Genomic DNA, 25034 nt, shown 5'->3' with positions numbered 1-25034 from the left:
TCAATTGGCGATGCCCCCGGTTTCAGGAAAGATGTCACCCCCTTCATTCGTACATCCGGGGGCTTGAGGACATGACCAATGCGCCGATACAGCGAGGCCGTCAAGGCTGATGTGAGAAGGCGAATGAGCCCACCGCAGCGGCAGAGCGTTGCCCGGATTTCAGAAGAGCTGGGCATCCACGTGATCACCCTCTACAAATGGAGGAAGACCTGGCGGTTGCAGGGAGAGGTGGTGCCGGCATCCGAGAAGGAACCAGAAGGCTGGAGTGCTGCCGACAAGTTCACGGTGGTGCTGGAGACGGCTGGGTTGTAGCCGCAAGGCTTCTGCGAAGCAGTACGCCACTGAGCTCAGCGCCTACTGCCGGGAGCGGGGGCTCTTCCCGGAGCAGGTGAGCCGCTGGCGGCAGGCGGCCCAGGATGCCAACGCCAAGCCTGTGCTGACGATGGCCGAACAGAAGGAGCTCGAGAAGCTCCGCGCCCAGGACCAGCGGGAGATCAAAGCCCTCAGAAAGGAGCTGCAGCGCAAGGAGAAGGCCATGGCGGAGATGGCGGCTTTGCTGGTGCTGCAAAAAAAGTGGGATGCCTTCTGTTCGGAGGACGCGGAAGGCTGACCAGCGCCTTGCACCGGCGGAAGGTGATCGAGCTGATCGGGGAGGCCAATGCTGCGGGCGCCGGCCTGGTGAGGGCCTGCGGTGTGATCGGCATCTGCCTGCGCACCCTCAAACGCTGGCGGAAGGCCTTCCTGGGTGATGGGGACGGCGTGGATCGCCGTAAAGGCAGTGCTCGCCTGGTGGGTCACCGCCTGAGCGAGGAAGAGCGCCAACGAATCCTGCTGACGTGCAACCAGCCGGAGTACGCCGCGCTGCCGCCAGGGCAGATCGTGCCGGCACTGTCCGATCAAAAGCTTTTTATTGGCTCAGAGAGCAGCTTTTATCGGGTGCTGCACCAGGCGGGTCAGTGCAACCGCCGGGGGAGGGCCAGGCTGCCTCAGGAGCCGCGTTCGGTGCCGCGCCTCAGGGCGGATGGCCCAAACCAGGTGTGGAGCTGGGACATCACCTACCTGCCCACCACGGTGCGCGGTGTGTGGCTCTACCTCTACCTGGTGGTCGATGTCTGGAGCCGCAAGGTGGTGGCCTGGGATGTGGCCGAGGTTGAGTCGGCTCAGATCGCAGCGGATCTGGTGCAGCGGGCCTGCCTCAAGGAGCGCTACCACCGCCCCAGCGGTTTTGGCAGCCGCCAGTGCCAGCAGCAGCCCCTAATCCTCCACGCCGACAACGGCAATGCCATGCGCGCTGCCACGCTGGAATCACGGCTCGAGGAGATGGGGGTGCTCAGATCCTTCTCCAGGCCAAGGGTTTCCAACGACAACCCCTACTCGGAATCCCTGTTCCGTACGGTCAAATACCGTCCCGACTACCCCAGCCGGCCATTTGCCAGCAAGCACGACGCCTGCCAGTGGGTGTGTGCCTTTGTCGACTGGTACAACCACCGGCACCGCCACAGCGCGATCAAATTCGTGACGCCCGACCAGCGCCACAACGGATCTGCCAAGGCCATTTGCAGGCAGCGCGCTGATGTCTACGAGGGCGCCCGCAGGGCCCATCCAACACGCTGGAGCCGCACCACCCGTTGCTGGCGTCAACCAGCAGAAGTGTGGATCAACAAGCCACCAGAAGAGCCCGATCCAGTCCTGGAGCTACCATTAATCCAGGCAGCCTGAGTGGCAGCCCAGGAGTGACATCTTTCCTGAAAGACACCGCACCGATGGTCAGCCCCACCGGGAGGTCGCCGCAGAAGGAGGTTCCCAACACATCCAGCTAACTGCACTGCCGGTCAGCTGATCTATTAATGCAAAGAGGCCCCTGTGAATTGGATAATGAGAATTGGAGATGACAATGGTTGCTTCAGGAAGGGAGGTCTATTGAGCGATCAAGGTCGACATCAGCTGTGGTTGCATCCATGCCAGAGTCTTCAGACGCAGCGCCTTTCACCTTTTTTGACTCAGCGCTGCAGGAATTACAGTAAAATGAATAGCCTTGTGCGAATCCAGCAACGGCCTGGAAGTAATCTTTAGTAAGTGGTTTATTGATCCTGCAGGCAATGCATTCTCTGGTTGGAGGTTGAGACGTTCGACTGTTCATCGGAATTGTTGTCGTGAGAACTAATTACGCCCCCCTAGATGCGTGGCCTAATTTTACCAAAGAAAGCCGGATGGCATGGCAGTTGACGTCCCAGCATCTCCTGGACTGTCGCACAGCTGCAGGTCCCCTAAAGCGGAAACCACTACCAGTGAGCGGAAACGATTGCTGTCGGTGGCCTGAGCTGGAAACTGGCCTCGTAGGGCCTCTGGAGGCGGAATGTACTCGATCCCAGCCTGCCCTGCTGCACAGCAGCCATGGCGAGCTGGCTGCCATGGCCACCTAGCGAAATTCTGGCCGCTTGTGTTGATCAAAGCTGCGTTGGAGGGCGTCACCGATCGTCAGACCCACCGGGAGGCCACCGCCGAAGGAGGTGCCCAGCACATGGCGGTAGAGCTTGGTCTCCACCAAACGAATGGTGGAATCAGGAAACGGAATGTAGTTGGTTTTGGCCACCAGCTCGGGGGCGTTCCGGATCAGGAAGGTAGTGAAACTACGGACCTCGGCACTGTCGAGCAAGGCCTGATCGTTGACATAAATGAACAGGGGTCTGGACAGTGGCTGGTATTGCCCCTGCAACACCGACTGAACGGAGGGCAGCACAGGTTTTCCCTTGGGATTAACCACCGCAAGGGCCTTGAGCCGGCCACTGTTGCTGCGGAACCAGCCATAGCCAAGGTAGCCAAGGGCCTGGGGATCAGCGGCCACGCAGTTCACCACCACATTGTCATCCTCGCTGGCGGTATAATCGCGGCGGGAGTTGTCCTCATCGCCGTTGATGGCCTTGTTGAAGTAGTGGAAGGTGCCTGAATCGCCGCCCGCTCCGCACAGCTTGATCGGCCGCTTTGGCCAGGCCGGGTTCACCTGGTTCCAGCGGTTGATGCGCCCCTGGGCGTTGCGGTTCCAGAGCAGGGAGAGCTGCTGGGTGCTCACGGCTTTCGCCCAGCTGTTGCCCGGATGGACGACCACCGAGAGGGCATCGAAGGCCAGGGGCACTTCAATGAAGCGGATGCCCTTGGCGGCACAGGCCTTGAGTTCATTGGTGTTGATGGGCCTCGATGCATTGCTGATCTCCACCCGGCCGCTGCAGAGATCCCGGAAACCGGCGGTGCTGCCCGTTTCCTTGAGACTGATGCGGACACCCTTGCCGGCCGCCGTCTGGCGGAAGGCGCTGATGCCCGCCTGCACAATCGGGTACACGGTGCTGGAGCCGCTGATGCGGATCGGCCGGGTGGATGCCTGCTGCTGTGCCAGAGCAGCTCCAGAGGCAACGGGGAAAACGAGCGTGACCGCCAGGGTCAGGCTGAGCCTGAAGGGTCAGAGTCATGCCGTGTCCAACGGCATGACTCTGACCCATCAACCCGTGTTGATGAGTTAAGGATTGGTTATGGCGGGGCGATTCGTGATGGCCAGGCGGCCCCTGAGCCACAACGACACGTACACCAGCGCCACCAGCACCGGCACCTCGATGAGGGGGCCGATCACCCCGGCGAGCGCCTGGCGGGAACTGACCCCCCAGACGCTGATGCTCACAGCGATGGCCAGCTCGAAGTTGTTGCCGGCGGCGGTGAAGGCAAGCGTCGCTGTTTTCGCGTAGCTGAGCCCGCTGCGCCGGCCCACCGCGAAGGCCGTGAACCACATGATCGAGAAATAGAGCAGCAACGGCACCGCCACCCTCGCCACCGTGAGCGGATCGGAGGTGATCGCCTGCCCCTGCAGGGCGAACATCACCACGATCGTGAACAGCAGACCGTAGAGCGCGAACGGGCTGATGAAGGGGATGAAGCGCTGCTCGTACCAGCGCGGTCCCTTGAGGCTCAGGCCGATCCGGCGGCTGAGGTAGCCCCCCAGCAAGGGCAGCCCCAGAAACACCAGCACCGCCTTGGCGATCTCCGCCATCGAAAAGGCCACGTCCTGGGTGGCCAGCCCCAGCCAGCCGGGCAGGATCTTGAGGTAGAAACCACCCAGCAGGGCATAGGCCAGCACCTGGATGATCGAGTTGATCGCCACCAGCAGGGCGGCCGCCTCCCGATCCCCCTGGGCCAGATCGATCCAGATCAGCACCATGGCGATGCAGGGGGCCAGGCCGATCAGGATCAGCCCGGTGCGGAACGCCGGCTGACCCGGAAGAAAGATCCAGGCCAGGGCGAACATCAGCGCCGGCCCCAGCCCCCAGACCAGCAGCAGTGAAAGCCGCAGCAAACGGCGATCGCGCGCCGCCCGGCCAAGCTCCTCGTAGTGCACCTTCGCCAGCACGGGATACATCATCAACAGCAGCCCCACGGCGATCGGCAGGGAGGTGTTGCCGATCCTCACGGCATCGAGAACCCCCTGAATGGCGGGGAAGAAGCGACCCAGCAGCAGTCCGCCCGCCATCGCCAACAGGATCCAGAGCGGCAGGAACCGATCCAGCAGCGACAGCCTGGCCAGAATTGCCTTTTCGTCGGGGGCCAGCGGGTGATGGTCGGTGGACTTCGGGTTCATGCCGTTGGGAGCAGAGCGGGAGTGGAGGGAAGCTGGGGGCTGAACCGACGCTGCCTGCTCAATCCGTCGATGCCTTGCTCAGCAGGGAGCGAACCTCATCGGCAGTGGGCACCCGCCCCGCCACGACGACCCGTTCATCGATCACCAACGCCGGCGTCCGCATCACCCCATAGGCGGCAATGGCCACCGGATCGTGAACCGCTTCGATGCTCGGCTCGAGGCCCAGCTCAGCGGCTCCTTTGCGGGCGTGATCTTCCAGGGTGATGCATTTCTTGCAGCCGCTGCCGAGAATCTTGATGTCCATGGGGGTAAGGATCAGGGCAGGATGGAATTGAAGATGTAGCCGATCAGCACGATGCCCAGGCCGGTAACCGAGAAGAAGGCGGCCAGCAACGGTGGCTTGAGCACCCGGCGCAGCAGGATCAGCTCCGGCAACGACAGGGCCACCACGCTCATCATGAAGGCGAGAACCGTGCCCATCGGCAGTCCCTTCTCATAAAGCGCCTGCACCATCGGCATCACACCCGCCGCATTGGAATACAGCGGGATGCCGATTCCCACCGCCAGCAGCACACCGAAGGGATTGCTGCGGCCGGCATGGGTGGCGAAGAAATTGGTGGGCACCCAGCCGTGGATCAAGGCGCCCACGCCGATGCCGATCAGCAGATAGGGCCAGATCTGCTGCAGGATGGAGACCACTTCTTCGGCCCCCATCTGAAGCCGCTGCTCGAAGGAAAGGCCCAGCGAACTCTCCACGGCCTGGCCGTGCAGCTTGGTTTCGTAGACGAAGGGTTCGACCCAGCGCTCCAGTCGTAGGCGACCCAGCACCCATCCCGCCAGGATCGCGATCAGCAGGCCGGAGCCGATGTAGATCAGTGTGATCCGCCAGCCGAACAGACTGAACAGCAGGCCGATCGCCACCTCGTTCACCATCGGGCTGGCGATGAGAAAGCTCAGCGTGACCCCCAGCGGGATGCCCGCAGCCAGGAAACCGATGAAGGCCGGCACCGCACTGCAGGAGCAGAAGGGTGTGACCACCCCGAGCAGACCGGCCAAGACGTTGCCGAGCCCTTCACGGCGTCCGGCCAGCAGGGCCCGGGTGCGCTCCACGCTCAGATAGGAGCGCAGCACGGTCACCAAGAAGATGATGCCGCTCAGCAGCAGGGCAATCTTGATCGAGTCGTAGAAGAAGAAGCGCAGGGTTTCGCTCAGCCGCTGCCCAGGATCAAGACCCAGCCAACCGAACAGCACGACCTCCCAGAGAGATTCGTTGATCCGGTAGAGCAGCAGCCAAGCGGCCACGAGGCCGGCCAGCAGGGCGACATGGCCGGGCCGGCTGGTGCGCAGCCACCGCATCGCCGGGGTGACGTTGCTCACGTGCAGCGGCTCGCCGGCTTGCCGCACTGGGCTCCCAGGTCCGCCAGCCAACTGCGCAGCTGTTCGATCGCTTCCGGGCGCAGGCTGTAGTAGATCCAGCGGCCCTCCTGGCGATCGGCCAGCAGGCCGGCTTCCTTGAGCACTTTGAGGTGGAAGGAGAGCTTCGACTGGGCCAGGCCGAGATCGGCGGTGAGATCACAGACACACCGCTCGCCGTCGCCGAGGGCTTCGATCACCTGCAGGCGCAGCGGCTCGGCGAGGGCCTTGAGGAGCGCCCGGGCCTGCTCGGACTGGATGGGTGGACTGGCAACAGCCCCTGGATCGGCCATGTGATCGACAACACGTCTTGAATCAACTCTAGTTGATCTATATTCGTAGCACCGCGGGCTTTGCGAATGAAGATCGGCATCAATGGCTTCGGCCGCATCGGCCGCCTGGTGTTCCGCGCCCTCTGGGGCCGGCCCGGCATTTCCCTGGTGCACGTCAACGATCCGGGAGGCGATGCCGCCGCCGCCGCCCACCTACTGGAATTCGACTCGGTGCATGGCCGCTGGCCCCAGGCCGTGGAAGCGAACGGGACGGGCTTCCTGGTGGAGGGCCAGCCCGTGGGCTACAGCCAGCAGAAGGATCCCACCGCCGTGCCCTGGGCCGGCGCCGATGTGGATCTGGTGCTCGAATGCAGCGGCAAGATCAAAACCCCAGAAACTCTCGAGCCTTACTTCACCCAGCTCGGCCTGAAGCGGGTGATCGTGGCCTGCCCGGTGAAAGGGGTGATCGCTGGAGAGGAAGCCCTCAACATCGTCTACGGAGTCAACCACCACCTCTACGACCCCGCCCGCCACCGCCTGCTCACCGCCGCCTCCTGCACCACCAACTGCCTGGCGCCGGTGGTGAAGGTGGTGCACGAAAGCTTCGGCATCCGCCACGGTTCGATCACCACCCTGCACGATGTGACCAACACCCAGGTGGTGGTCGATGCCTTCAAGAGCGACCTGCGCCGGGCCCGTTCCTGCATCCAGAGCCTGATCCCCACCACCACCGGCTCGGCCCGGGCGATCGGGCTGATCTTCCCTGAACTGCAGGGCAAGCTCAACGGCCATGCCGTTCGGGTGCCGCTGCTCAATGCTGCGCTCACCGACGCGGTGTTCGAGTTGGAGCGTGAGGTGAGCGTGGACGAGGTCAACGCCGCCTTCGAGGCCGCTGCCAACGGGCCGTTGCAGGGAATCCTGGGCTACGAAACCAGGCCCCTGGTATCGATCGACTACGTCAACGATTCGCGCAGCTCCATCGTTGACGCCCTCTCCACGATGGTGATCAACGGCACCCAGCTCAAGGTCTACGCCTGGTACGACAACGAGTGGGGCTACAGCTGCCGCATGGCGGATCTGGCCTGTCACGTGGCTGCGTTGGAACGTGCCGCACTGGAAGGTGCCGCCCGATGAAACACCTCACGGGATTGCAGCAGTACGTGGTCGTCACGGCCAACTACTGGGCCTTCACCCTCACCGATGGGGCCCTGCGCATGCTCGTGGTGTTCCACTTCCACCAGCTCGGCTACTCCACCCTGGAGATCGCCTTTCTGTTTCTCTTCTACGAATTCTTCGGCATCATCACCAACCTCTACGGCGGCTGGCTGGGGGCCCGTTTCGGGCTGCGCCTCACCCTCTGGGCGGGAACGCTGATGCAGGTGGCGGCCCTGCTGATGCTGATTCCAGTGGCCGACGACTGGCCGCGCTGGTGGAGTGTGGCCTACGTGATGGTGGCCCAGGCGATCAGCGGCATCGCCAAGGACCTCAACAAGATGAGCGCCAAGAGCGCCATCAAGACGGTGGTGCCGGAAACCCCCGAAGACCCCAGCAAGGGCGAAAACCAGCTCTTCAAATGGGTGGCGATCCTCACCGGATCCAAGAACGCCCTCAAAGGGGTGGGGTTCTTCCTCGGCGGCCTGCTGCTCACCACGATCGGCTTCAGTGCCGCCGTTGGAGCCATGGCCGCTGGCCTGTTCCTCTCCTTCCTGATCACCCTGGTGCTGCCCGGCGAGATCGGGCGCATGAAGGAGAAGCCCGCCATCACGGCCCTGTTCTCGAAATCGAAGGGCATCAACGTGCTCTCGACAGCCCGCTTCTTCCTGTTCGGCGCCCGTGATGTCTGGTTCGTGGTGGCCCTGCCGGTGTTCCTGCAATCAGTGCTGGGCTGGAAGTACTGGGAGGTGGGCGGTTTCATGGGCCTGTGGGTGATCGGCTACGGGATCATCCAGGCCTCGGCCCCGGCCCTGCGGCGCAGCTGGGGGAAAAGTGCACCCCCGGGGGTGTCTGCCGTGCAGTTCTGGAGCGCCGTGCTCACGGCCATCCCCGCCCTGATCGCCATCAGCCTGTGGCGCGATGTGGGCAATCCGGGTGTCGCGGTGGTGGTGGGCCTGGCGGCCTTCGGGGCCGTGTTCGCGATGAATTCCTCGATCCACAGCTACATGGTGCTGGCTTACACCGATGCCGAATCGGTGAGCCTCAACGTGGGCTTCTATTACATGGCCAACGCGGCCGGCCGGCTGGTGGGCACGTTGCTCTCTGGTGCCTTGTTCCTGGTGGGAGGCCTGCAGGCCTGCCTGTGGGCCTCGTGCCTGCTGGTGGCCCTGGCCTTTCTCTCGGGGATTCGCCTGCCACCGCCCCTGCGGCAGCAGCTCAAGCCGGCCTGATCTCAGGCATCAGCAGAGCGATCAGGAAATGCCGCCCGATCGAGCGGGTGATCTGCGGCGTCGAAAGTCCCAGGGCCGGGTGATGCCGCCAGGCACCTGCCAGACGCCAAAGCGGTGGCGGGAGGCCCGGTATTCAGCATCCAGATACTCCTTGGCGTTGCACTGGCTCAGGTACTGGCGGTAAGCGAATGCCTGGCCGTCCTCCACCATCGCCAGGTTGAGGTTCACCTCCCCGATCACCTCCGCCACAGTGCGGCCATAGCGGTCCACGGTCTGCGGCAGCAGCGTCACCGGGGAACCGATCCGCAGCCGCGTTTGCAGGTAGGCGCGGGATTGGGCGCCATAGGGAGCCTGGGCCATCTCGGGGGCATCAATGCAGGCCAGCCGGATCGTGATCCGCTTGCCACCTTGCTGCACGCGGATCGTGTCGCCGTCGCCGATCGAGAGCACCGTGGCGCGAACCTCGGGTCCGGCCATCGCCGCCGTGGATGTTGCCGCCATGGTCATCACCACCGCCAGCAACAGAGCAGCAAGTGGGGGTGGGTTCAGGGGCATCACCCCAGTGTGGGGGCCGACTTCGTTGCCGTCTGGCCTTCCTCAGGGGAGCGGCTCCAGCCCCTCCAGCGCTGTGCGCAGCTCACCGATGAACTCCTCATCCACCTCGGTGGCGGTGATCTCCTCGCCCACCAGGTCCTGGATCAGGGGGTAGAAACGCACCTCGAACCACTTCCGGAACACCGGATAGGTGCGCTCCGCCGGCCAGGTGCCGGTGTCGCGATGCCAGTAGTCGAGCTCGGCTTCAAAGATCGCCTCGTAGACCTCCTCGAGGATCTCCTCCGCCTCCTCTTGCGTGTCGTAGTCAGGGATCAGGTACAGGCAGGGCTCACTGGCTCCAGCAACCTCCACATCCAGGTCAAGTCCCCGGGCCCAGTCGAGCAGTTGCCCACTGGGGTAGATCCCCACCGCGCAGCGGTTCACCACGGCCATGGCCCACCCGGCGGAATTGCCAAAACGCTAGGCATGGCCAACGGAGCGGGCATGGCACTGCCGGGGAAGCGGGACACCGTCTCGGCACTGAACGGACGAGGGGCCAGGAAGATGGGAGCCTTTCAATGAGTCCTCCGGAGGCACATCGATGAAGGTGATCGTCGATCTCTGCGTCGTTCCGATCGGGGTCGGCGTCAACCTGGCGCCCTATATCGCTGCCTGCGAACGGGTGCTGCTGGACGCCGGCCTCAAGATCCAGCTGCACCCCAACGGCACCGCGGTCGAGGGCGAGTGGGCGCCCGTCTTCAAAGCGATCGAGGCATGCCATACGGCCGTGCACGACATGGGCTGCCCCCGGATTTACACCACCGTGAAGGTCAACACCCGCACCGATCGGGACCAAACGCTGGAGGACAAGGTGGCCAGCGTTGAGGCTCTGCTCCAAGAGCTGCCGCACAGGGGCCAATGAGAAGGGCGCCCCGTGTCGGGCGCCCTACTGCTGCGCAGAAGCCAAGGGCTAGGGCCGGTTGCAGGGCTTGGGCTCGCGCTGCCCTGGTCGAGGCCTCTGATTCATTGATAGATCCGATTGACCGTGGCGTCAGTACGGCAAACCGATCCACCGCAGCGCGGCCGTCTCCAGTGTGGGTTTGGTCCCCTCAGACTCACTCCCTGCGAAACCCCTCAGTCAGGAGTCAGGCCACGCAGATTGGGAGCAGCCCAACCGGATCCACAGGCGTCGCTGATGTGTGGCCGCTACTCGCTCACCACCACGATCGATCAGTTGCTGCCAAGGCTCAAGGGTCCGCTGCCGGAGGGTTTCCTCGAGCAGTACCAGCCCCGGCAGCAGGTGCGGCCTGGCGAACCGCTTCTGATCCAGCGGCAGCAGCAGGGCCGACTGGAGGTGGGCTACGCCCAGTGGGGCCTCGTGCCGAGCTGGCTGAAGGACACCCGCGGCAAGAGCCGGCCGATCAATGCCCGCAGCGAGACGGTGAGCCAGAAGCCGTTCTTTCGTAGTCCCTGGCGCCATCACCGCTGCCTGCTGCCGGCCGATGGCTTCTACGAATGGCGGCCGCCGCCGGAAGGGGAAGGCCATGGCCCAAAAGGGAAGAAGCAGCCCTACTGGATCCGCCGCCAGGACGGCGCTCCCTTCTGGCTGGGCGGCCTGTGGGACCACTGGATCGGTCCCGATGGCAGCGAACTCCAGACCTGCTGCATCCTCACCACCACCCCCAACGCCCTGCTGCGTCCGATCCATGACCGCATGCCGGTGGTGATCAACGATGGATGGGAAGAGGCCTGGTTGCTTCCGGAAGCATCAACCGAGCTGCGGGGGCTGGAGGCGCTGATGTCCCCGTGGGATCCCGCCGGCTGGGAGGCGATTCCAGTCGACTGGTTGTGATCTGCAAACTTGCTCTGGTTATCGATGGATGAAGAGGTGCCCAACCCTGAGGTACTCAATCCCCAAGCTTCTTGTCTAGCCACTGCGTCACCACATAGACACCGATAAACATCGGCAGATACGCGATCCACATGCTGGGGAGATCAAGCTCTGAGTTGTTGATCAGAACAAGTCCGCCATAACTAATCAGGCCATAGATCAATGCTCTACGCATTGGTCCAACAAGCTTCTTCAAGTGAGATGAAACGATGACTCCTTTTTATGATATCTGCAGTGGAAATCACGGCGCCATCCTTGGCGGAATCGCGTCTTCTGAACCCCATGAGGAGCGGCTGAGGCTCGCGAGGGGGCTCACACCCAGGACAATCTTCTGATGCAAAAGTTTCAGAAGGGCCACGGCGATCGCAGCCACAGGCGCAGGCATCGAACCGATCCGTTCATGCGCCACGTCCTGACCCTCTCGCTGACCTGCTGCTGGCTGTCGGCTCCGGCGTTGTCGGCTGAATTGGAGGCGTGTCGGAACCTGCTGGATCAACGCCATGCCCTGGCCGAGCAGGCCATCAAGGCCGAAATCGCCCTGGTTCGCACCATCCGCGAACGGATCTGCCCGGTCCTCAGCCAGCAGGCTGATCAGGCCAATGCCAACGACCGCAGCGAGCTGACCATCGACTACCAGGCCCTGCTCGACTGCCGCCACAAGGCGGAAGAACAGCTGCTGCGCAGCCAGCGGGTTCTCTACGTCAACCGCCAGCAGTTCAGGTTCTACACGGCGGCTGGAGCCAAGCTGGCACGGCAAGCCGATGGGCTGGATCAGGAGTTGCGAGATCAGGAGTGTCCCCAGCTGCGTTGACGAGCAACCTGTGGCTACCCGGTGCCGCCAGATCCTTGACCCTGAAGTGACTACAGGCTGTTAGATGGGGCCTGGATGACAGGACCATGGCGGAACATTGCTGCAACAGCGGAACCAGCGGGCAGAACGCTGGAGCCACCATGGAGCCGCAGCCGGAGCTGGCAAGCGCCAGGGAGGTGTTGTTTCGGATCAGCGCGATGGATTGCGCCACCGAGGAAGGCGAGATCCGCCATGCCCTCGCAGGTGTCGACGGCATCCGCAGCCTGAGGTTCCTGCTGGCCGATCGCGTTCTGGCGATCGATGCCGAAGCAGCAGCGCTCAACTCCGCCCTTGCTGCGATCCGCCGTTTGGGATTCAGCCCGGAGCCGATCAGCGCCGATCACCGGCCTTCTGCCGCCCAGACCCGCGCCGAACGGCGCCTCGAACGTCTCCGCCTGGGCGGTTCCCTGGCACTGGCGCTCACGGCGGAGCTCCTGCATCTGGTCGTTCCGGCCTACCCGGGCCATGAGCTGGTGGAGATCGGGATCGCCCTCGCCGCGATCGCCCTGGCGGGCTTCTCCGTGTTTCGCAAAGGCCTGGCCGCCCTGCGCCAGGGCCGGCTCAACATCAATGCGCTGATGAGCGTGGCGGTCACGGGCGCCTTCCTGATCGGCCGCTTCCCGGAAGCCGCCATGGTGATGGCGCTCTATGCCGTGGCCGAGGCGATCGAAGCGCGGGCGGTGGAGCGGGCCCGCCAGGCGATCACCAGCCTGATGGTCCTGGCCCCCGATGAGGCGGAGATCCGCCAGAGCGATGGCCGCTGGCAGCGCGTCTCCGCCAGTGCTGTGGCCATCGGCGATGTGGTGCGGGTCCGCCCGGGAGAACGGCTGCCGCTCGATGGCACGGTGATCAGTGGCGAGAGTGCGATCAACCAGGCCCCGATCACTGGCGAAAGCTTGCCGGTGGACAAAGGCCCAGGGGATGAGGTGTTTGCGGGCACGATCAACCAGGGCGGCGCCCTCGAGATCCAGGTAACGGCGCCTGCTTCGCTCAGCACCCTGGCGCGCATCATCCAGGCCGTGGAGGAAGCCCAGGCCTCCCGCGCCCCGATCCAGCGTTTCGTCGATCGCTTCGCGGCCCGATACACCCCGGCGGTGTTCGTGGTGGCCCTGGCCGTTGCCCTGCTGGCGCCACCCTTGCTGGGGTTCACCCCCCTGCAGGCCATCTACAAGGCACTGGTGCTGCTGGTGATCGCCTGCCCCTGCGCGCTGGTGATCGCCACCCCAGTCACGGTGGTGAGCGGCCTGGCCACCGCCGCCCGTCGCGGCATCATCATCAAAGGCGGCCTCTACATCGAGGAGGCCCGCAAGATCAAGGTGCTGGCGCTCGACAAGACCGGCACGATCACCCTGGGCCAGCCCCAGCTGGTGGCCTTTTCCCCTCAGCAAGAAGCGTCAGACGTTGGCATCCTCAAACAGCTGACCAGCAGCCTGGCGGAGCGCTCCGACCACCCGGTGTCGCGGGCGATGGCCGTTGGCCTCGATGGCGAGCGGTTGGCTGTGGAGGCCTTCGAGGCCCTCCCCGGAAGGGGGGTGCGCGGCGTGATTGCTGGCCGCCATTTGATGCTGGCCAACCACCGCTGGATCGAAGAGCTGGGGCTCTGCTCCAGCGCACTGGAAGAATCGATGCAGGTCCACGAGCGCCAGGGCCGCTCGCTCAGCCTGCTCGCGGATGACAGCGGCGTGCTCGCCCTGATCGCCGTCGCCGACACCGTTCGGCCCAGCTCCTCGGCCGCCATGGAGGCCCTGCGGGCCCTCGGCGTCACCCCGGTGATGCTCACGGGTGACAACGCAGCCACCGCCGGTGCGATCGCGGCCCTGGCCGGCATCGAGCAGGTGAAGAGCAACCTGCTGCCCCAGGAGAAGCTCGAGGCGGTGGCCGATCTGCAGGCACGCTATGGATTCGCGGCCATGGCAGGAGATGGCATCAATGATGCCCCGGCCCTGGCCCAGGCGGACATCGGTTTTGCGATGGGGGCTAGCGGCACCCACATCGCCATCGAAGCGGCCGATGTGGTGATCATGAACGACGATCTGATGCGCGTACCGGAAACGATCGCCCTATCTCGCCGCACCTTCACCATCCTGCGCCAGAACATCGCGCTGGCGCTGGGAATCAAGGCCATTTTTCTGGTGCTGACCGTGGCCGGGAATGCCACGATGTGGATGGCGGTCTTCGCGGACATGGGCACCAGCTTGATCGTGATCGCCAATGGTCTGCGGCTGCTTCGCAGTCCTACGCTTGGCAAGATCAAGGGCTGAGCCTGGCAGGAAACGATCAGATCTGAGCCTTGTCGATTCCAGCCGAACGGATCAACTCCATAAGGATGCCACAGGTCTTCACCTCATCCGGTTGCTGACAAAGCCCTCTGAGCTGCCGCAGCTGATCCTGGAGTTTGTGCAATTCATCCACGCGGGCATCGACCTCGGCGATCTTCTCGTCCAGCAGGGCATTCACCGTCAGACAGCTTCCGGACGGTGTGTCGAGCGCCCCGATCAGGACGCGGACCTCCTCCAGGCTCATGTCAAGGCTGCGGCAGTAGCGGATGAAGCGCAACTGCTCCGCATGCCGCGGCGAATAGAGGCGATAGTTGCCATCCGTGCGCTGCGGCACCGGCAACAACTGCTCGCGTTCGTAATAGCGGATGGTTTCGATCTTCACCCCGGTGGACCGTGCCAACTCGCCGATCTGCATGGATTCATCCCCTTGGGTTGGCAAGTCGGGCGGACAAGCCTCCCTGGCGCAACGCTAGGCCCTTGACCCTGAAGCCACTTCAGGCTTTTCAATGGCCGTATCTCAGCCGTTCTCTCCCCCTGTGAGCAGCGCTACGCGAACCAAGCCTCTCTCCAGCCGTCGGGTCGGCCAGGAGCCAGGCCGGCCCTGGGTGCGCCTCACCATGGCCGTGCTCGCCACGATCGGCATGATCGATACCGGCTCGATCACCGCCAAGCGCTGGGGTTGGATCGGCAGCCTGTCCTGTCCGGGCGGTAGCGATGGCTGCGACAAGGTGCTCGGCAGCGCCTGGGGCACGCTGCTGGGCCAGCCACTTTCACTCTTTGGGTTCCTGGCCTACGGCACGGTGCTCCTGCTGGCCCTGATGCCGTTGCTGCGAGGAGGTCTGCGGGCCCCTGCCTCGGAGGGCAATCGCTGGGCTCTGTTCTTCACCAGCAGCGGCATGGCCGTCTTCAGCCTGGTGCTGATGGGGCTCCTGGTCTTCGAGATCAAGGCCTTCTGCACCTTCTGTGTGGTGTCGGCCGCCCTCAGCCTGGCGCTGTTCCTGTTGAGTCTTGTTGGAGGTGGCTGGATCGACCGCAGCCAACTGATCTTTCGCGGAGTGATGACAGTCCTCCTTGTTGGTCTGCTGGGGCTGGGCTGGGCAGCATCGGCGGACCAGCCTGTCGCTCAAAGCGGACGGGCGGCTCCAGCTGTCATCAGCGCCAGTTCGCCGGCCAAGATTGCCCTGGCGGAGCATCTGAGCAGCGTCGGCGCCCGGGTGTTCACGGCGTACTGGTGCCCCCACTGCCATGACCAGAAGGAGGCCTTCGGCAAGGAGGCTGCCGCCAAGCTCCAGGTGATCGAATGCGCCGAAGACGGCGCCAACAGCCAGGCGCAGCTGTGCAAGCAGCAGGGGGTTCAGGGCTATCCCAGCTGGCAGATCAAGGGCGTCGTGGATTCGGGCGTCAAGCCACTGAACACCCTCGCTGATCTCAGTGGCTACACCGGTCCGCGTGACTTCTGAGCAGGCCGTGATCCCTTCCCCAGGGCGGGGTCAAGCCAGCCATGCCCCAGCAGGATCGCAGCCACCCTCGCCTTAGCCTCCAGCTCCGCTGGCGTCGCTTCATGCCTGATGCACCGATCGGCACCGCCTCTCGCATCGACACGCAGGCCGTGGAGGTACCCGCCGGCCTGGGCACCCTGCGCACCTTTCTGCGGGTGCTCGGCCCCGGCTATCTGGTGGCCGTGGGTTACATGGATCCCGGCAACTGGGCCACGGATCTGGCGGCCGGTTCCCAGTTCGGGTACCGCCTGCTGTGGGTGATCGGGCTATCCAGCCTGATGGCGATGGTGCTCCAGTCACTCTGCTGCCGGCTGGGCATCGCCACGCGAATGGATCTGGCCCAGGCCTGCAGCCAGCTCCTACCGCGGTTCTGCCGGATTCCCCTGTGGCTGCTGGCCGAGGTGGCGATCATTGCCTGTGACCTGGCCGAGCTGGTGGGTAGCGCCATTGCCCTGCAGCTGCTTTTCGGTCTTCCCTTGCCCTGGGGGGTGGGCCTGACCGCCGCCGACACCCTGTTGCTGCTGGCGCTGCAGCGCTTCGGGATCCGCCGACTGGAGGCCCTTGTGATCGCCCTGGTCGCCCTGGTCGGGGGTTGCTTCGCGGTGGAGATGTTCCTGCTGCAGCCCAACTGGGGCCAGGTGGGCCAGGGCTTTCTTCCCCAGGCCGCCAGCCTCAGGGACGGGCAGCAGCTGTTTCTGGCCGCCGGCATTCTCGGGGCCACGGTGATGCCCCACAACCTCTATCTGCACTCCTCGCTGGTGCAAACCCGGCGGTGGATCGGCGGGGTGAGGGCTCAGCGCAGGGCCCTGGCTTTCAGCACCTGGGACACCCTGATCGCCCTCAGCCTGGCCTTTCTGATCAATGTCTCAATCTTGGTGCTGGCCGCCGGCAGCTTCTACGGACGGCTACCGCAGCCGGTCACGGACCTCAGCGAGGCCTACCGGTTGCTGACGCCGATGCTGGGCACGTCGCTCGCCAGCGTGCTGTTCGGCGTGGCCCTGCTGGCGGCGGGCCAGAGCTCCACCCTCACCGCCACCATGGCCGGCCAGATCGTGATGGAGGGGTTCCTGCAGATCCGGCTGCCGGACTGGAAACGGCGGCTGCTCACCCGAGGCCTGGCCCTGATCCCGGCGATGGCCACGGTGATCCTGTTCGGCGAGCGGGCCACCACGAATCTGCTGGTGCTGAGCCAGGTGGTGCTGTCGCTGCAGTTGCCCTTCGCGGTGATCCCGCTGGTGTGGTTCTGCGGGCGGCGCGGTCTGATGGGCGAGCTCAGAGCGCCGCTCTGGCTTCAGGCAGCAGGCTGGCTGTGCGCCAGCGTGATTGTGATGATCAACCTCTCCTTGCTCAGCGCGGTGCTGCGGGGCGGCTGAACTGTTGACAGCCGCCTCTGCGTGGACCCATGACGAGCAAAAACCACTGGGAGTCGATCTACGCATCCAAGGCCCCTGAGTCGTTGAGCTGGTATCAAGCCCATGCCGATGACTCACTCCGGCTGCTTCAGGCTGCCGGCCTACCACTGGATGCGGCGATCATCGATGTGGGCGGGGGTGCCTCCACGCTTGTGGATGACCTCCTGAACCTTGGCTATCAACGGATCACGGTTCTGGACCTTTCCAGCGCAGCACTGGCCGTGACCAGAGAGCGGCTTGGCGCACGCGCCGCTGCGGTGCAGTGGCTGGAGGCCGACATCCTCACGGCCACCCTGCCCGACCATGCCTATGACGTCTGGCATGACCGGGCGGTGTTTCATTTCCTCACCAGCCCCGTCGATCAGCAGGCCTATGTCCGGGCCGTGCTGCGGGCGCTCAAGCCTGGTGGCACTGTGCTCCTGGCAACCTTTGCAGAAGATGGCCCCGCCACTTGCAGTGGCTTGCCTGTGGTGCGGTACAGCCCTGAGAGGCTCCAGGAAACTTTGGGGACAGCATTCCGTTTGCTCGATCATGGGTGGTTGCGCCATCGCACACCAGGCGGCGCGGAGCAACACTTTCTGTCCTGTCGGTTCCAACGGACTTCCCCATCGTTTGCATAGGAGCCTGTCCGGTTGCTGTGGTGATCCTGATGACCTCCCAGACGCGAGAACAGCGCCGCGGCTGGTTGGCGGGCCTGCTTGCTGCCGCCCTGTTCGGCTCCAGCGCTCCGCTGATCGGCAGCTTGAGCCACGGGCCCTCCCCCGTGCTCGTGGCGGGTCTGCTGTACGCCGGTGCGGCATTGGTGCTGTTGCCCCTGGCAGTGGCCGAGGCCCCGACCAGCCGTCACGCTCCGATCCAGCGGCAGGATCTCCCCCTGTTGGGGCTGATCACCCTGCTGGGCGGCATCGCCGGACCGATCGCCCTGGTCAAGGGCCTGGCGCTGCTCACCCCGGGGGCCTCGGCGCTGCTCCTCAACCTGGAGGCGGTGTTCACGGTGCTGATCGCCGTTGGGGTCGGAAAGGAGCATCTCGGCCGTGACGGCTGGGCGGCGGCCGCCCTGACGCTCACCGGAGCCCTGGTGCTCTCGGCGGGTCCGCTGGACGGCAGCCAATGGCAGGGCGTGCTGTGGATCGCCCTGGCATGCCTGTGCTGGGGCATCGACAACAACCTCTCCCAGCGGCTCAGCCTGCGCAACCCCCTGCAGATCTCCGCCGCCAAGGCCCTCGGGGCGGCCCTGCCGATGCTGGCCGTGGCCCAGCTGCAGGGGCACCCGGTTCCGTTCGTCTGGATGAGTGCCGCCCTGCTCGGCATCGGCAGCCTCGGCTATGGCGTGTCGATCTGGCTCGACATGGTGGCCCTGGCCTCCCTTGGCGCCGCCAGGGAAGCCGTGGTCTTCTCCACCGCTCCCTTCCTTGGCGCTCTAGTGGCGGTGGCTCTGCTGGGTTCACCGCTCAGTCCATCGCTGCTGCTGGCGGCGGCCGCCATGGCGCTCAGCACAGGCTTGCTGCTGCGATCCAGCCATGGCCACTGGCATCGCCATGCCGAACTCGATCACCAGCACCGTCACTTCCACGCCCCTGTAGACGGCGACGCGCACCACCTTCATTCCCACCGTCCGGAGGATCTCGCGGACCTCGAGCCTGGCCAGCCCTTCTGGCACAGCCATCGCCACCGCCATGACCCGCTGGCCCACGAGCACCCCCACGTCAGCGACGTTCACCACCGCCATCAGCACTGACCTGTCCGCTCTGCGTACGCCACAGATCCAGATCAATGGCCAGATCTGGGCTGATCAGCTCCAGCCGCTGGCCGGTACGATCCCAGCCGGTCGGGCGAAAGCGAAGCACCTGGCTGCCTTAGCTCAGCCAGTCCTCTTTGGGGGAGTGCGGCGGCCGCCGGCTTGCAGCAGCTGTCAGACCCCTTCCGGCGCACAGCTCCGCTGGCGAGCCATGTCGTCAGTCCACCCCTGGCAGCGGCTGGTGAGGTGCTCGCCATGGGCGATCAGCCCCTGGTGCAGCTGACAGGTGAGCACCGGGATGCAGTTCACCCCTACGTGGTGTCTGAACCAGTGGCATGTCATGCAGACCTTGCGACTGCGGGTCTTGAGCAGGACGGCCTCGTCGAGGTAGGGCCACTCCTCGATCGGGGTATCGAGCCGGGCATTCAGTGCTGCGGGCCGGGGGAGAGGAGCACCCATGAATCATGGCCAATGCGTACGCTTGTACTAGCACGGTTGGCGGTGGGCTGCGCCAAGGCGACAATGCGGCTATGGGCTCCACCGCCATCCACAGAGTGATCTTTGTTTGCCGGCAAAACTCCCGGCGATCACAGATGGCCCATGGCCTGCTGGAGGCCCGCGAGTCCTCCGGTCTCGAAGTTTTCAGCGCAGGTCTTGATGGTGCTGGTGGTCTGGCAGAAGAAGCCATCACAGTGATGGAGGAGCAGGGCATCGACCTGCTCGGCCAAAGCTCCAATTCCCTGCGGGAGTATTTGCCCGAGCTGTTCAGTGCCCATAGCTTGATCGCCTGTTCCCTCGTCAGTTCCCTGCGCTTCTTGAGCAGCGGCGGCTCCCCGCCGGTCATGACCTCCCCGAAAGTCACCTCCAAGCTCTGGCTCCAGCTGTCGTAGCGCCGCGGCTGGAAATGGAGCACCTGGCAGCCATCGCTGAGCCAGCCTTCCAGGGGTGAGAGAGGGGGTCGCTGCCGATCACCGACGTGCATGGGCGGCTCAGGCCACCTCCGGCGCCCAGCCCTTCTGGCGCACCAGGTCATCAGTCCAACCCTGGCAGCGGCTGGTGAGGTGCTCGCCGTGGGCGATCAGCCCCTGTTGCAGTTGGCAGGTGAGCACCGGGATGCAATTCACCCCGGCGTGGTGCCGAAACCAGTGGCAGGTCATGCAGACCTTGCGGCTGCGGGTCTTGAGCAGCACCGCCTCATCGAGGTAGGGCCACTCCTCGATCGGGAGATCGAGCCGGGTATTCAGTGCTGCGGGTCGGGGGAGAGGGGCACCCATAAATCACGGCCAATACGTACGCTTGTACTAGCACAGTTGAAGGGGCTTGGGTGACGCGGGCCTCGGTGCTGGATACCGTTTGGACAGAGGAGAGGTGCCGTTGGTCCGCGAACTTGTTCTGGCCATCGGCATCCCCCTGGTCCTGCTGCTGCTGGCGGTGCTGGCGATGGAGCAGTGGCGTGATTAGCTGCCGGCCTGGTTGCAGCGGTTGGCCGAGCGCCCTTCCTGGCTCTGGAACACCGGCATCGGGCTGATCATTGGTCTGTCGCTTATGCGCTGGCTTCTGCAGCGCTGAGGCTGGATCTGGCTAGGTTCAAGGAATAACGAGGAACCGGCGGTGTCGTACAGGATCCGTTTACTGGAGACAGAGGAGGGCTGGTCGGTGAGTTGCCTGGATCTGCCTGGCTGCCACTCCCAGGGCGAGACCAGGGAAGAAGCTCTTGCCAGCATCCGTGAGGCCATCGGTCTTTGGCTTGAAGTGGAGGCAGAAGAAGCCGGTATCAAGCAGGTGGAGACGCTTGAGCTGGCGATCTGAATGCCTCGCTTGCCCGGCATCAGCCAAAAGGATGCGGTTCGTGTGTTCCAGAAGCTGGGCTACCGCATTGTGCGGGAGTCCGGCCACTTGATTTTGAGCAATGGAGAACGACGGCTGGTGATCCCTCGCCATGACCCGATCAACGCCATCACCATGGGGGCCATTGCCCGTGATGCCGGCTTAACTCCCCAGCAGTTCCGCGAGCTGCTCTGAAGGTAGGCAGCCCTATCTCGACCAGGAGAGGACACCGGCATCAAGCAACCGCTTGGTGTGGTTCTGCAGGGCGCACCTATCGGTGCGAAACAAGAAACGCCTCAATCCATTCGTGATGGCGGCGCTGGCAGATCCGATCGGCGATAGGTGATGAGGCCCTTCAGCGGACGGCGGCTGTGCCCAGATTTGATTCAGTGCGGTGCTCCAGTCGCTCAGCGAGCCAGACTTTGATGATCGACTGCCGTGTCACGCCAAGACGGGTGGCCTCACGATCGAGCTGCTCGACCATCCAGAGGGGAAAATCCACATTGACGCGCTTCTGCTGCAGGCGGGGCCGCGTAGCGGCGTCGAGATCAAGTGCGCCGAGCACGGCGTCACCAGCGTCGAAGCGACGATCGAATTCAGAACTGTTCATAGAGCTGGACCTCTTCCAGGCGGGAGCGACGGACAGAAATGAGACGGATGGCCTGGCTGCGATGGGTGATCACAGCTGACCAGTGCTTGCCATGGATCTGAGCAATGACGAGAAACCGCGGCTCATCTGTGGTGCGGGCTGGGATTTCCAGCAGGTCGGGATCGTTCCACAGAGCCTGGGCATCGACGAAGTCGATGCCGTGCTTCGCCTGGTTGGCCTTGCTCTTGAGCGGGTCGAACTCAAAGTCCATAGAGTTCAAAATCTATACCTTTTTGGCGCAGAAGACGTGCGTCGCTTCTGCTGCTTCCAATTCAGGTGGCCAGCTGCTGGTGCTGCTCTGCTGAGCGCACCTATCGGTGCTGATTTGCAGAGCGCACCTATCGGTGCGACACCAGAAAAGTCTCGATCCAGTCATGGTGCCGCCGCTGGCAGATCCGATCGGCAATAGAAGCAGCCTCCCCCGGCACCTGGAACCGCTTGCGGAAGGCCTTGGTAAACCCCTCCAGAGCAGGGCGGGGCAATCCCCGAACGGTGGCGAGGATCTGCTGGATTGTGCCTGGATCGAGCGGGTCAAGGCTTGGATCTAACTTTCGCTGAGCAGTCGATTTGGACTCGCGCCTGGGCGCCACTTCTGCTGGCCTGCTGCTGGGGTTAGCGCTTGGCACCGGCGTAGGTGCTGCAGAGCTGGTGACCTCACGTTGCTGCTTGTCGTAGAGCGCCAGACCAAAGGGATTACCAAAGGTCATCAGCGCTCTTTTCATCGCATCGGTCTCGGCTTCCTTGATGGCGGACTCATGGGCCTGGCCCAGGTCGGCGTCGATGCCGTGGCCGGCGCCGCTGCCTTCTCGGATCACCTCCCCGACGCGGATGCGAACGCGGGCGGTGTAGGTGACACCCCAGCCGGCTCGGTTGCTGCTGCCCAGGGTGCGCTCGCGTTCGGCGACGCACTGCACGGCGATGGTTTCGCGCTGCCAGCCGTCAAAGCCAAAGATGCGGTTGGCCTCGGCAATCGCTTGCCACCCCTCCAGGTATGCCAGGGAGCGGCCGGCCTGGCTGCGGGTTTGGACCTTGGCGCGATCGAGAGGAGCTGAAAGGGCAGCGATCTGCTCGGTGGAGAAGACAGCGGTGGGCATGGGAATGCTGCGATGTGAGAGGTGATTTGGGTGGAAGGGGTATGGGCCCGCCACTGCAGCGGCCCATGTCGCGGGGGGGCTCTGCCCCCCCTCAGTGGATGCGCCAGGAGCGGCGGGAGAGGAGCTGGGCCCCAGCGATCTGTTGGCCGGCCTTGAGGGCCTCCTTGATGGCGTTTTTGTCCGGCTTGCTTGTGGTGGAGAAGGTGAGCCACTCGGCATCGAGGGCCAGCTCGTCGTCGATCACCACGGCCTGGGACTTGCGGGAGGTGAGCTCGTGATCGGGGAAGGAGAAACGCGTAGCGGCCGGCTGCAGCTGGGTGAGGACAAAGATCAGCGATTCCTCCAGCGCATCGGCCCGGCCGGCATCACTCCGGGCCAGATCGGCGAGCCGCTTGGCCTGCTGGCTGCGGTAGGTGGCCTGACCGCGCAGATGCTCGATCACCCAGCAGGTGGCATCGGCTTTGGCGGCGAGGGCCTGCTTATTGCCCTCTTCTGCCAGCAGGGCGGCCTCCAGCTCGGCGAGGGCCAGGGCCCGCTGCTCGGGGTCTTCGGTTTCCAGTTGCTCGGCTAGCTGGGAGATAGCGGTGGTGAGCTCCTGGGCCTCGCTGCCCAGCTGCCACAGGGAACCGGAGCGCTGGAGGGAGCAGGCTGGGCCTGATGCCGAGGGGGCTTCCGCTGAAACAGCGCTGACAGCGGCGGGAATGGGGGTGAGTACGGCCATGACGGTGAGAGGGGATGAATGGGACGGAGAGCGCCAGCAGGCGCAGAAGGCTTCAGGAGTGGGCGGCGGCGGGGATAGCCAGCGGCCCGGCCAATGCACGGACCTCAGCCACGGAGATCGGCACCGGAGAGCGCGAGGCCATGCGCCTGGCTTGCTGCACCAGCGAGGCGGTGCCGGTGCCGCCCGGGAAGGCCACTACCAGCACCGAGGCCTGATAGCCAGGAGAGCTGTGGGCCTCGGCCCGGGAAATGGCCTGCTCGAGTAGCTCCCGATTACGGATTGGCCCAGCGGCCCGGCCGTGGAGCTGCCATTGAGCTGGCAAAACCAGGGCTGACCAACCCAGCTGCTGGGCAGCCCGGCCGATGGCGGCATCAGCGCCGCGGGCGCCGCCGTGAAGCAGCAGATGCACCGGCCGGCCGCGAGTGCGGGCCAGAAGCTCAGCGGCGATCCGCTGATGGGACCATGCCAGATCACGACCGCCCCCGGCAGCGATCACAAGCGAATGGGACGGGGCTATTGCGGGCCCACAAGGAATACAAAGATCCATAAATCAGCTGCCAGAGGTGACAACTAATCGGGGCAACATACCGCAAATAAAAGAGCGGCAGTGCTGGCGAGATCAGGGAATTGGATTACCGCAGGCGATGGACTAGGGGCCTTTGGCGCAGCCCTTATTCTAGCAGTACAACTGCACTTATAAACCGGTAGAACCACTGCAGTGCAACTGATCTGCACAGGGAAAGCCCATGCCCAGCAGCCTCGGCTTACTAAGAACTAAGGCCACCAGATCCGATCAAAATTGACCAGTGCCCGCGCAGCCGCGCGAGCAAAGCCGGGCCCCCACTCCAGCCAGCCACCGGCAGCTGGCCGCTAAGCCACCGCAGCCGCGGGAGAGATGCCGGGCCCTATTACCCCAGCACAGAGCATCCGCGGGCGGCGGCGGCTGTCTGACGTCAGCCACAGCTCAGCTGTGGCAAGTTCACGGCAGCCGCCGGCGACCGCAGCGCTGCTGTGTTCTCTAGCGCTAGCTCCATTCTTTTCAGCGTTGCCGGGCTATTCCCTAACAGCCCTGCCTTGCTCCCGCTTTGCGTCGTCCTGCAGCGCAACCCACTAGGTGCCAGTGCTTGATCTGGCGCACCTTGGTGTGCGTGGATGGACATTCTTGGGTAGCCGCGCCGCAAGGTGGGGCCAGCAAAGCCAATGACGCCTGAGCTCGCTAACTGCGTACTTGAGGGATTGCTGCTGCTCCATGAGGAGCTGTCGCAGGACCCTGAGTCGCCTTGGTACGTAGGCACACCAGATCAGACCCAGGTGCTGCATGACGAGCTCTGGATCTTGGCCGGAGAGCTCTACCCCCGCTCCAGCGCTGCCTTGGTAGATGCCTGGTACCGGGCTGGTCGCTCTGCGTTATTGCCGGTGAACTGCACCGGCGAGCTTTTCAGCAGCCGGCACCTCCAGCTGGTGGGTTGATTCGCACTGCTACTGCTTGCTGCTCTCTGTCAAAGGTGCAGAGGAGTTCAGCTAGCAGGCGGCCTGCCAACCCTCGTCAGCGCTGCACCGCCCAGCAGCGCCAGCAGCAGGTTGAGGGTGGAATCAAGACCCATCTGCAATTTCTCAAGCGTGCCTGGGCATACCTGACCAACTGGCCGGCCCGCCAATGCCCGCTGACCGCAGACCCCAGCAGCAAGGGAATAGATCAAAAGCTGGGTGCAGATCACAACCGCCAGGGTCTTAAAGACAAAGCGCTCACGATCAAAGGGAGGCTTGCCGCCCCTCTGGGCAGGTGGCTGCAAGGGCGGCAGCTCATCGCTCATGGACCTGCTCGGTGCCTTTGCCCTCTCCCTGCTCAG

31 protein-coding genes and 2 pseudogenes are annotated in these 25034 nt (G+C 64.3%); 15 read left to right on the top strand and 18 right to left on the bottom strand.

Annotated features, from left to right (window positions below; translation table 11 throughout):
- Positions 1-78: 78 nt before the first annotated feature.
- Positions 79-1719: pseudogene (locus tag KBY99_RS03815) on the top strand (IS3 family transposase).
- Between the two features lie 700 nt (positions 1720-2419).
- Here KBY99_RS03815 and KBY99_RS03810 read toward each other — a convergent pair.
- The 5 genes from KBY99_RS03810 to KBY99_RS03790 all read right to left on the bottom strand — a co-directional run bounded on the left by KBY99_RS03810 (position 2420) and on the right by KBY99_RS03790 (position 6327).
- Positions 2420-3391 (bottom strand): PstS family phosphate ABC transporter substrate-binding protein, encoded by a 972-nt coding sequence (locus tag KBY99_RS03810; protein ID WP_261360438.1) that lies wholly within the window; start codon positions 3389-3391, stop codon positions 2420-2422.
- A 120-nt stretch (positions 3392-3511) separates the two neighbouring features.
- Positions 3512-4621: an ACR3 family arsenite efflux transporter gene (gene arsB, locus KBY99_RS03805; protein WP_315857954.1), complete on the bottom strand. Its 1110-nt coding sequence runs from the start codon at positions 4619-4621 to the stop codon at positions 3512-3514.
- A gap of 58 nt (positions 4622-4679) precedes the next feature.
- The gene (locus tag KBY99_RS03800) at positions 4680-4925 is read right to left on the bottom strand and encodes a thioredoxin family protein (protein ID WP_254943150.1); all 246 of its coding nucleotides are present in this window, start codon (positions 4923-4925) and stop codon (positions 4680-4682) included.
- 11 nt (positions 4926-4936) lie between these two features.
- Positions 4937-6025, bottom strand: a complete 1089-nt coding sequence (locus KBY99_RS03795; RefSeq protein WP_254997437.1) for a permease — start codon at positions 6023-6025, stop codon at positions 4937-4939.
- Positions 5995-6327, bottom strand: a complete 333-nt coding sequence (locus tag KBY99_RS03790; protein WP_254943148.1) for an ArsR/SmtB family transcription factor — start codon at positions 6325-6327, stop codon at positions 5995-5997. Before KBY99_RS03790 ends, KBY99_RS03795 begins: the two co-directional genes overlap by 31 nt.
- Positions 6328-6393: 66 nt before the next feature.
- Between KBY99_RS03790 and KBY99_RS03785 the strand changes: the two genes are divergently transcribed.
- Positions 6394-7440 carry an ArsJ-associated glyceraldehyde-3-phosphate dehydrogenase gene (locus KBY99_RS03785; RefSeq protein ID WP_254997436.1) on the top strand — a complete coding sequence of 349 codons (1047 nt, stop codon included), beginning with the start codon at positions 6394-6396 and terminating at the stop codon, positions 7438-7440.
- Positions 7437-8690 carry an organoarsenical effux MFS transporter ArsJ gene (gene arsJ, locus KBY99_RS03780; protein ID WP_254997434.1) on the top strand — a complete coding sequence of 418 codons (1254 nt, stop codon included), beginning with the start codon at positions 7437-7439 and terminating at the stop codon, positions 8688-8690. The genes KBY99_RS03785 and arsJ overlap by 4 nt, the downstream gene beginning before the upstream one ends.
- 21 nt (positions 8691-8711) lie before the next feature.
- Here the strand turns inward: arsJ and KBY99_RS03775 are convergent, their stop codons facing one another.
- Complete coding sequence (locus KBY99_RS03775) at positions 8712-9245, bottom strand: thermonuclease family protein (protein WP_254943089.1); 534 nt, start codon at positions 9243-9245, stop codon at positions 8712-8714.
- A gap of 42 nt (positions 9246-9287) precedes the next feature.
- The gene (locus tag KBY99_RS03770) at positions 9288-9677 is read right to left on the bottom strand and encodes a hypothetical protein (protein WP_254943088.1); all 390 of its coding nucleotides are present in this window, start codon (positions 9675-9677) and stop codon (positions 9288-9290) included.
- Between the two features lie 148 nt (positions 9678-9825).
- Between KBY99_RS03770 and KBY99_RS03765 the strand changes: the two genes are divergently transcribed.
- Positions 9826-10146, top strand: a complete 321-nt coding sequence (locus tag KBY99_RS03765) for an MTH1187 family thiamine-binding protein (protein ID WP_254943087.1) — start codon at positions 9826-9828, stop codon at positions 10144-10146.
- 273 nt (positions 10147-10419) lie between these two features.
- Positions 10420-11076, top strand: coding sequence for an SOS response-associated peptidase (locus KBY99_RS03760; protein WP_254997432.1), 657 nt, complete (start codon positions 10420-10422; stop codon positions 11074-11076).
- 55 nt (positions 11077-11131) lie between these two features.
- On the opposite strand, the gene KBY99_RS03755 is transcribed toward KBY99_RS03760, so the two are convergent.
- Positions 11132-11311: a hypothetical protein gene (locus tag KBY99_RS03755; RefSeq protein ID WP_254943085.1), complete on the bottom strand. Its 180-nt coding sequence runs from the start codon at positions 11309-11311 to the stop codon at positions 11132-11134.
- Positions 11312-11515: 204 nt separating this feature from the next.
- On the opposite strand from KBY99_RS03755, the gene KBY99_RS03750 reads away from it, so the two are divergent.
- Positions 11516-11926: a hypothetical protein gene (locus tag KBY99_RS03750; protein ID WP_254997431.1), complete on the top strand. Its 411-nt coding sequence runs from the start codon at positions 11516-11518 to the stop codon at positions 11924-11926.
- A 140-nt stretch (positions 11927-12066) separates the two neighbouring features.
- The gene (locus tag KBY99_RS03745) at positions 12067-14226 is read left to right on the top strand and encodes a heavy metal translocating P-type ATPase (protein WP_254997429.1); all 2160 of its coding nucleotides are present in this window, start codon (positions 12067-12069) and stop codon (positions 14224-14226) included.
- Between the two features lie 16 nt (positions 14227-14242).
- On the opposite strand, the gene cadR is transcribed toward KBY99_RS03745, so the two are convergent.
- Positions 14243-14659, bottom strand: coding sequence for a Cd(II)/Pb(II)-responsive transcriptional regulator (gene cadR, locus KBY99_RS03740; protein ID WP_254997428.1), 417 nt, complete (start codon positions 14657-14659; stop codon positions 14243-14245).
- 121 nt (positions 14660-14780) lie between these two features.
- Between cadR and KBY99_RS03735 the strand changes: the two genes are divergently transcribed.
- Genes KBY99_RS03735 through KBY99_RS03720 form a run of 4 tightly spaced genes read left to right on the top strand, consistent with a single transcriptional unit; the run spans position 14781 to position 18893 of the window.
- Positions 14781-15704: a vitamin K epoxide reductase family protein gene (locus KBY99_RS03735; RefSeq protein ID WP_254997426.1), complete on the top strand. Its 924-nt coding sequence runs from the start codon at positions 14781-14783 to the stop codon at positions 15702-15704.
- A gap of 41 nt (positions 15705-15745) precedes the next feature.
- Positions 15746-17116 carry an Nramp family divalent metal transporter gene (locus KBY99_RS03730; RefSeq protein ID WP_254997424.1) on the top strand — a complete coding sequence of 457 codons (1371 nt, stop codon included), beginning with the start codon at positions 15746-15748 and terminating at the stop codon, positions 17114-17116.
- Between the two features lie 29 nt (positions 17117-17145).
- Complete coding sequence (locus KBY99_RS03725; protein WP_254997422.1) at positions 17146-17775, top strand: class I SAM-dependent methyltransferase; 630 nt, start codon at positions 17146-17148, stop codon at positions 17773-17775.
- A 29-nt stretch (positions 17776-17804) separates the two neighbouring features.
- Positions 17805-18893 carry a DMT family transporter gene (locus tag KBY99_RS03720; RefSeq protein ID WP_254997420.1) on the top strand — a complete coding sequence of 363 codons (1089 nt, stop codon included), beginning with the start codon at positions 17805-17807 and terminating at the stop codon, positions 18891-18893.
- Positions 18894-19067: 174 nt separating this feature from the next.
- Here KBY99_RS03720 and KBY99_RS03715 read toward each other — a convergent pair whose 3' ends face one another.
- The gene (locus tag KBY99_RS03715) at positions 19068-19352 is read right to left on the bottom strand and encodes a galactose oxidase (RefSeq protein ID WP_254997419.1); all 285 of its coding nucleotides are present in this window, start codon (positions 19350-19352) and stop codon (positions 19068-19070) included.
- Between the two features lie 5 nt (positions 19353-19357).
- Here KBY99_RS03715 and KBY99_RS03710 point away from each other — a divergent pair, with 5 nt between their 5' ends.
- Complete coding sequence (locus KBY99_RS03710; RefSeq protein WP_315857952.1) at positions 19358-19783, top strand: hypothetical protein; 426 nt, start codon at positions 19358-19360, stop codon at positions 19781-19783.
- Here KBY99_RS03710 and KBY99_RS03705 read toward each other — a convergent pair.
- Together KBY99_RS03705 and KBY99_RS03700 are read right to left on the bottom strand one after the other, a co-directional pair.
- A pseudogene (locus tag KBY99_RS03705) lies at positions 19723-19875 on the bottom strand (hypothetical protein); the annotation flags it as partial. The gene KBY99_RS03710 and the pseudogene KBY99_RS03705 sit on opposite strands and share 61 nt — an antisense overlap.
- A 7-nt stretch (positions 19876-19882) precedes the next feature.
- Positions 19883-20167 carry a galactose oxidase gene (locus KBY99_RS03700; protein WP_254997418.1) on the bottom strand — a complete coding sequence of 95 codons (285 nt, stop codon included), beginning with the start codon at positions 20165-20167 and terminating at the stop codon, positions 19883-19885.
- Between the two features lie 337 nt (positions 20168-20504).
- Between KBY99_RS03700 and KBY99_RS03695 the strand changes: the two genes are divergently transcribed.
- Both KBY99_RS03695 and KBY99_RS03690 read left to right on the top strand, forming a co-directional pair.
- Entirely contained in the window at positions 20505-20702 is a 198-nt protein-coding gene (locus KBY99_RS03695) for a type II toxin-antitoxin system HicB family antitoxin (RefSeq protein WP_254931688.1), read from the top strand.
- A complete protein-coding gene (locus tag KBY99_RS03690; RefSeq protein WP_254997417.1) occupies positions 20703-20915 on the top strand; it encodes a type II toxin-antitoxin system HicA family toxin in 213 nt (70 codons plus the stop codon).
- Between the two features lie 160 nt (positions 20916-21075).
- Here the strand turns inward: KBY99_RS03690 and brnA are convergent, their stop codons facing one another.
- The 5 genes from brnA to KBY99_RS03665 all read right to left on the bottom strand — a co-directional run bounded on the left by brnA (position 21076) and on the right by KBY99_RS03665 (position 23680).
- Complete coding sequence (gene brnA, locus KBY99_RS03685; protein WP_254997416.1) at positions 21076-21330, bottom strand: type II toxin-antitoxin system BrnA family antitoxin; 255 nt, start codon at positions 21328-21330, stop codon at positions 21076-21078.
- Positions 21317-21580 (bottom strand): BrnT family toxin, encoded by a 264-nt coding sequence (locus KBY99_RS03680; RefSeq protein WP_254961981.1) that lies wholly within the window; start codon positions 21578-21580, stop codon positions 21317-21319. The genes brnA and KBY99_RS03680 overlap by 14 nt, the downstream gene beginning before the upstream one ends.
- A gap of 127 nt (positions 21581-21707) precedes the next feature.
- Positions 21708-22463, bottom strand: a complete 756-nt coding sequence (locus KBY99_RS03675) for an RAD52 family DNA repair protein (protein WP_254997415.1) — start codon at positions 22461-22463, stop codon at positions 21708-21710.
- Between the two features lie 91 nt (positions 22464-22554).
- Positions 22555-23184 carry a siphovirus Gp157 family protein gene (locus KBY99_RS03670; protein ID WP_254997414.1) on the bottom strand — a complete coding sequence of 210 codons (630 nt, stop codon included), beginning with the start codon at positions 23182-23184 and terminating at the stop codon, positions 22555-22557.
- Positions 23185-23236: 52 nt separating this feature from the next.
- Positions 23237-23680, bottom strand: coding sequence for an SLOG family protein (locus KBY99_RS03665; RefSeq protein ID WP_254997412.1), 444 nt, complete (start codon positions 23678-23680; stop codon positions 23237-23239).
- 704 nt (positions 23681-24384) lie between these two features.
- Here KBY99_RS03665 and KBY99_RS03660 point away from each other — a divergent pair.
- Positions 24385-24654 carry a hypothetical protein gene (locus KBY99_RS03660; RefSeq protein ID WP_254937217.1) on the top strand — a complete coding sequence of 90 codons (270 nt, stop codon included), beginning with the start codon at positions 24385-24387 and terminating at the stop codon, positions 24652-24654.
- A 47-nt stretch (positions 24655-24701) separates the two neighbouring features.
- Here the strand turns inward: KBY99_RS03660 and KBY99_RS03655 are convergent, their stop codons facing one another.
- A complete protein-coding gene (locus tag KBY99_RS03655; RefSeq protein WP_254942953.1) occupies positions 24702-24998 on the bottom strand; it encodes a hypothetical protein in 297 nt (98 codons plus the stop codon).
- Between the last annotated feature and the right edge of the window lie 36 nt (positions 24999-25034).

Source organism: Cyanobium sp. Maggiore-St4-Cus (genome assembly GCF_024345615.1).
Classification (GTDB): domain Bacteria; phylum Cyanobacteriota; class Cyanobacteriia; order PCC-6307; family Cyanobiaceae; genus Cyanobium_A; species Cyanobium_A usitatum.
The sequence above is the reverse complement of the archived record's forward strand: the minus strand, read 5'-3'. Positions and strand labels throughout refer to the sequence as shown.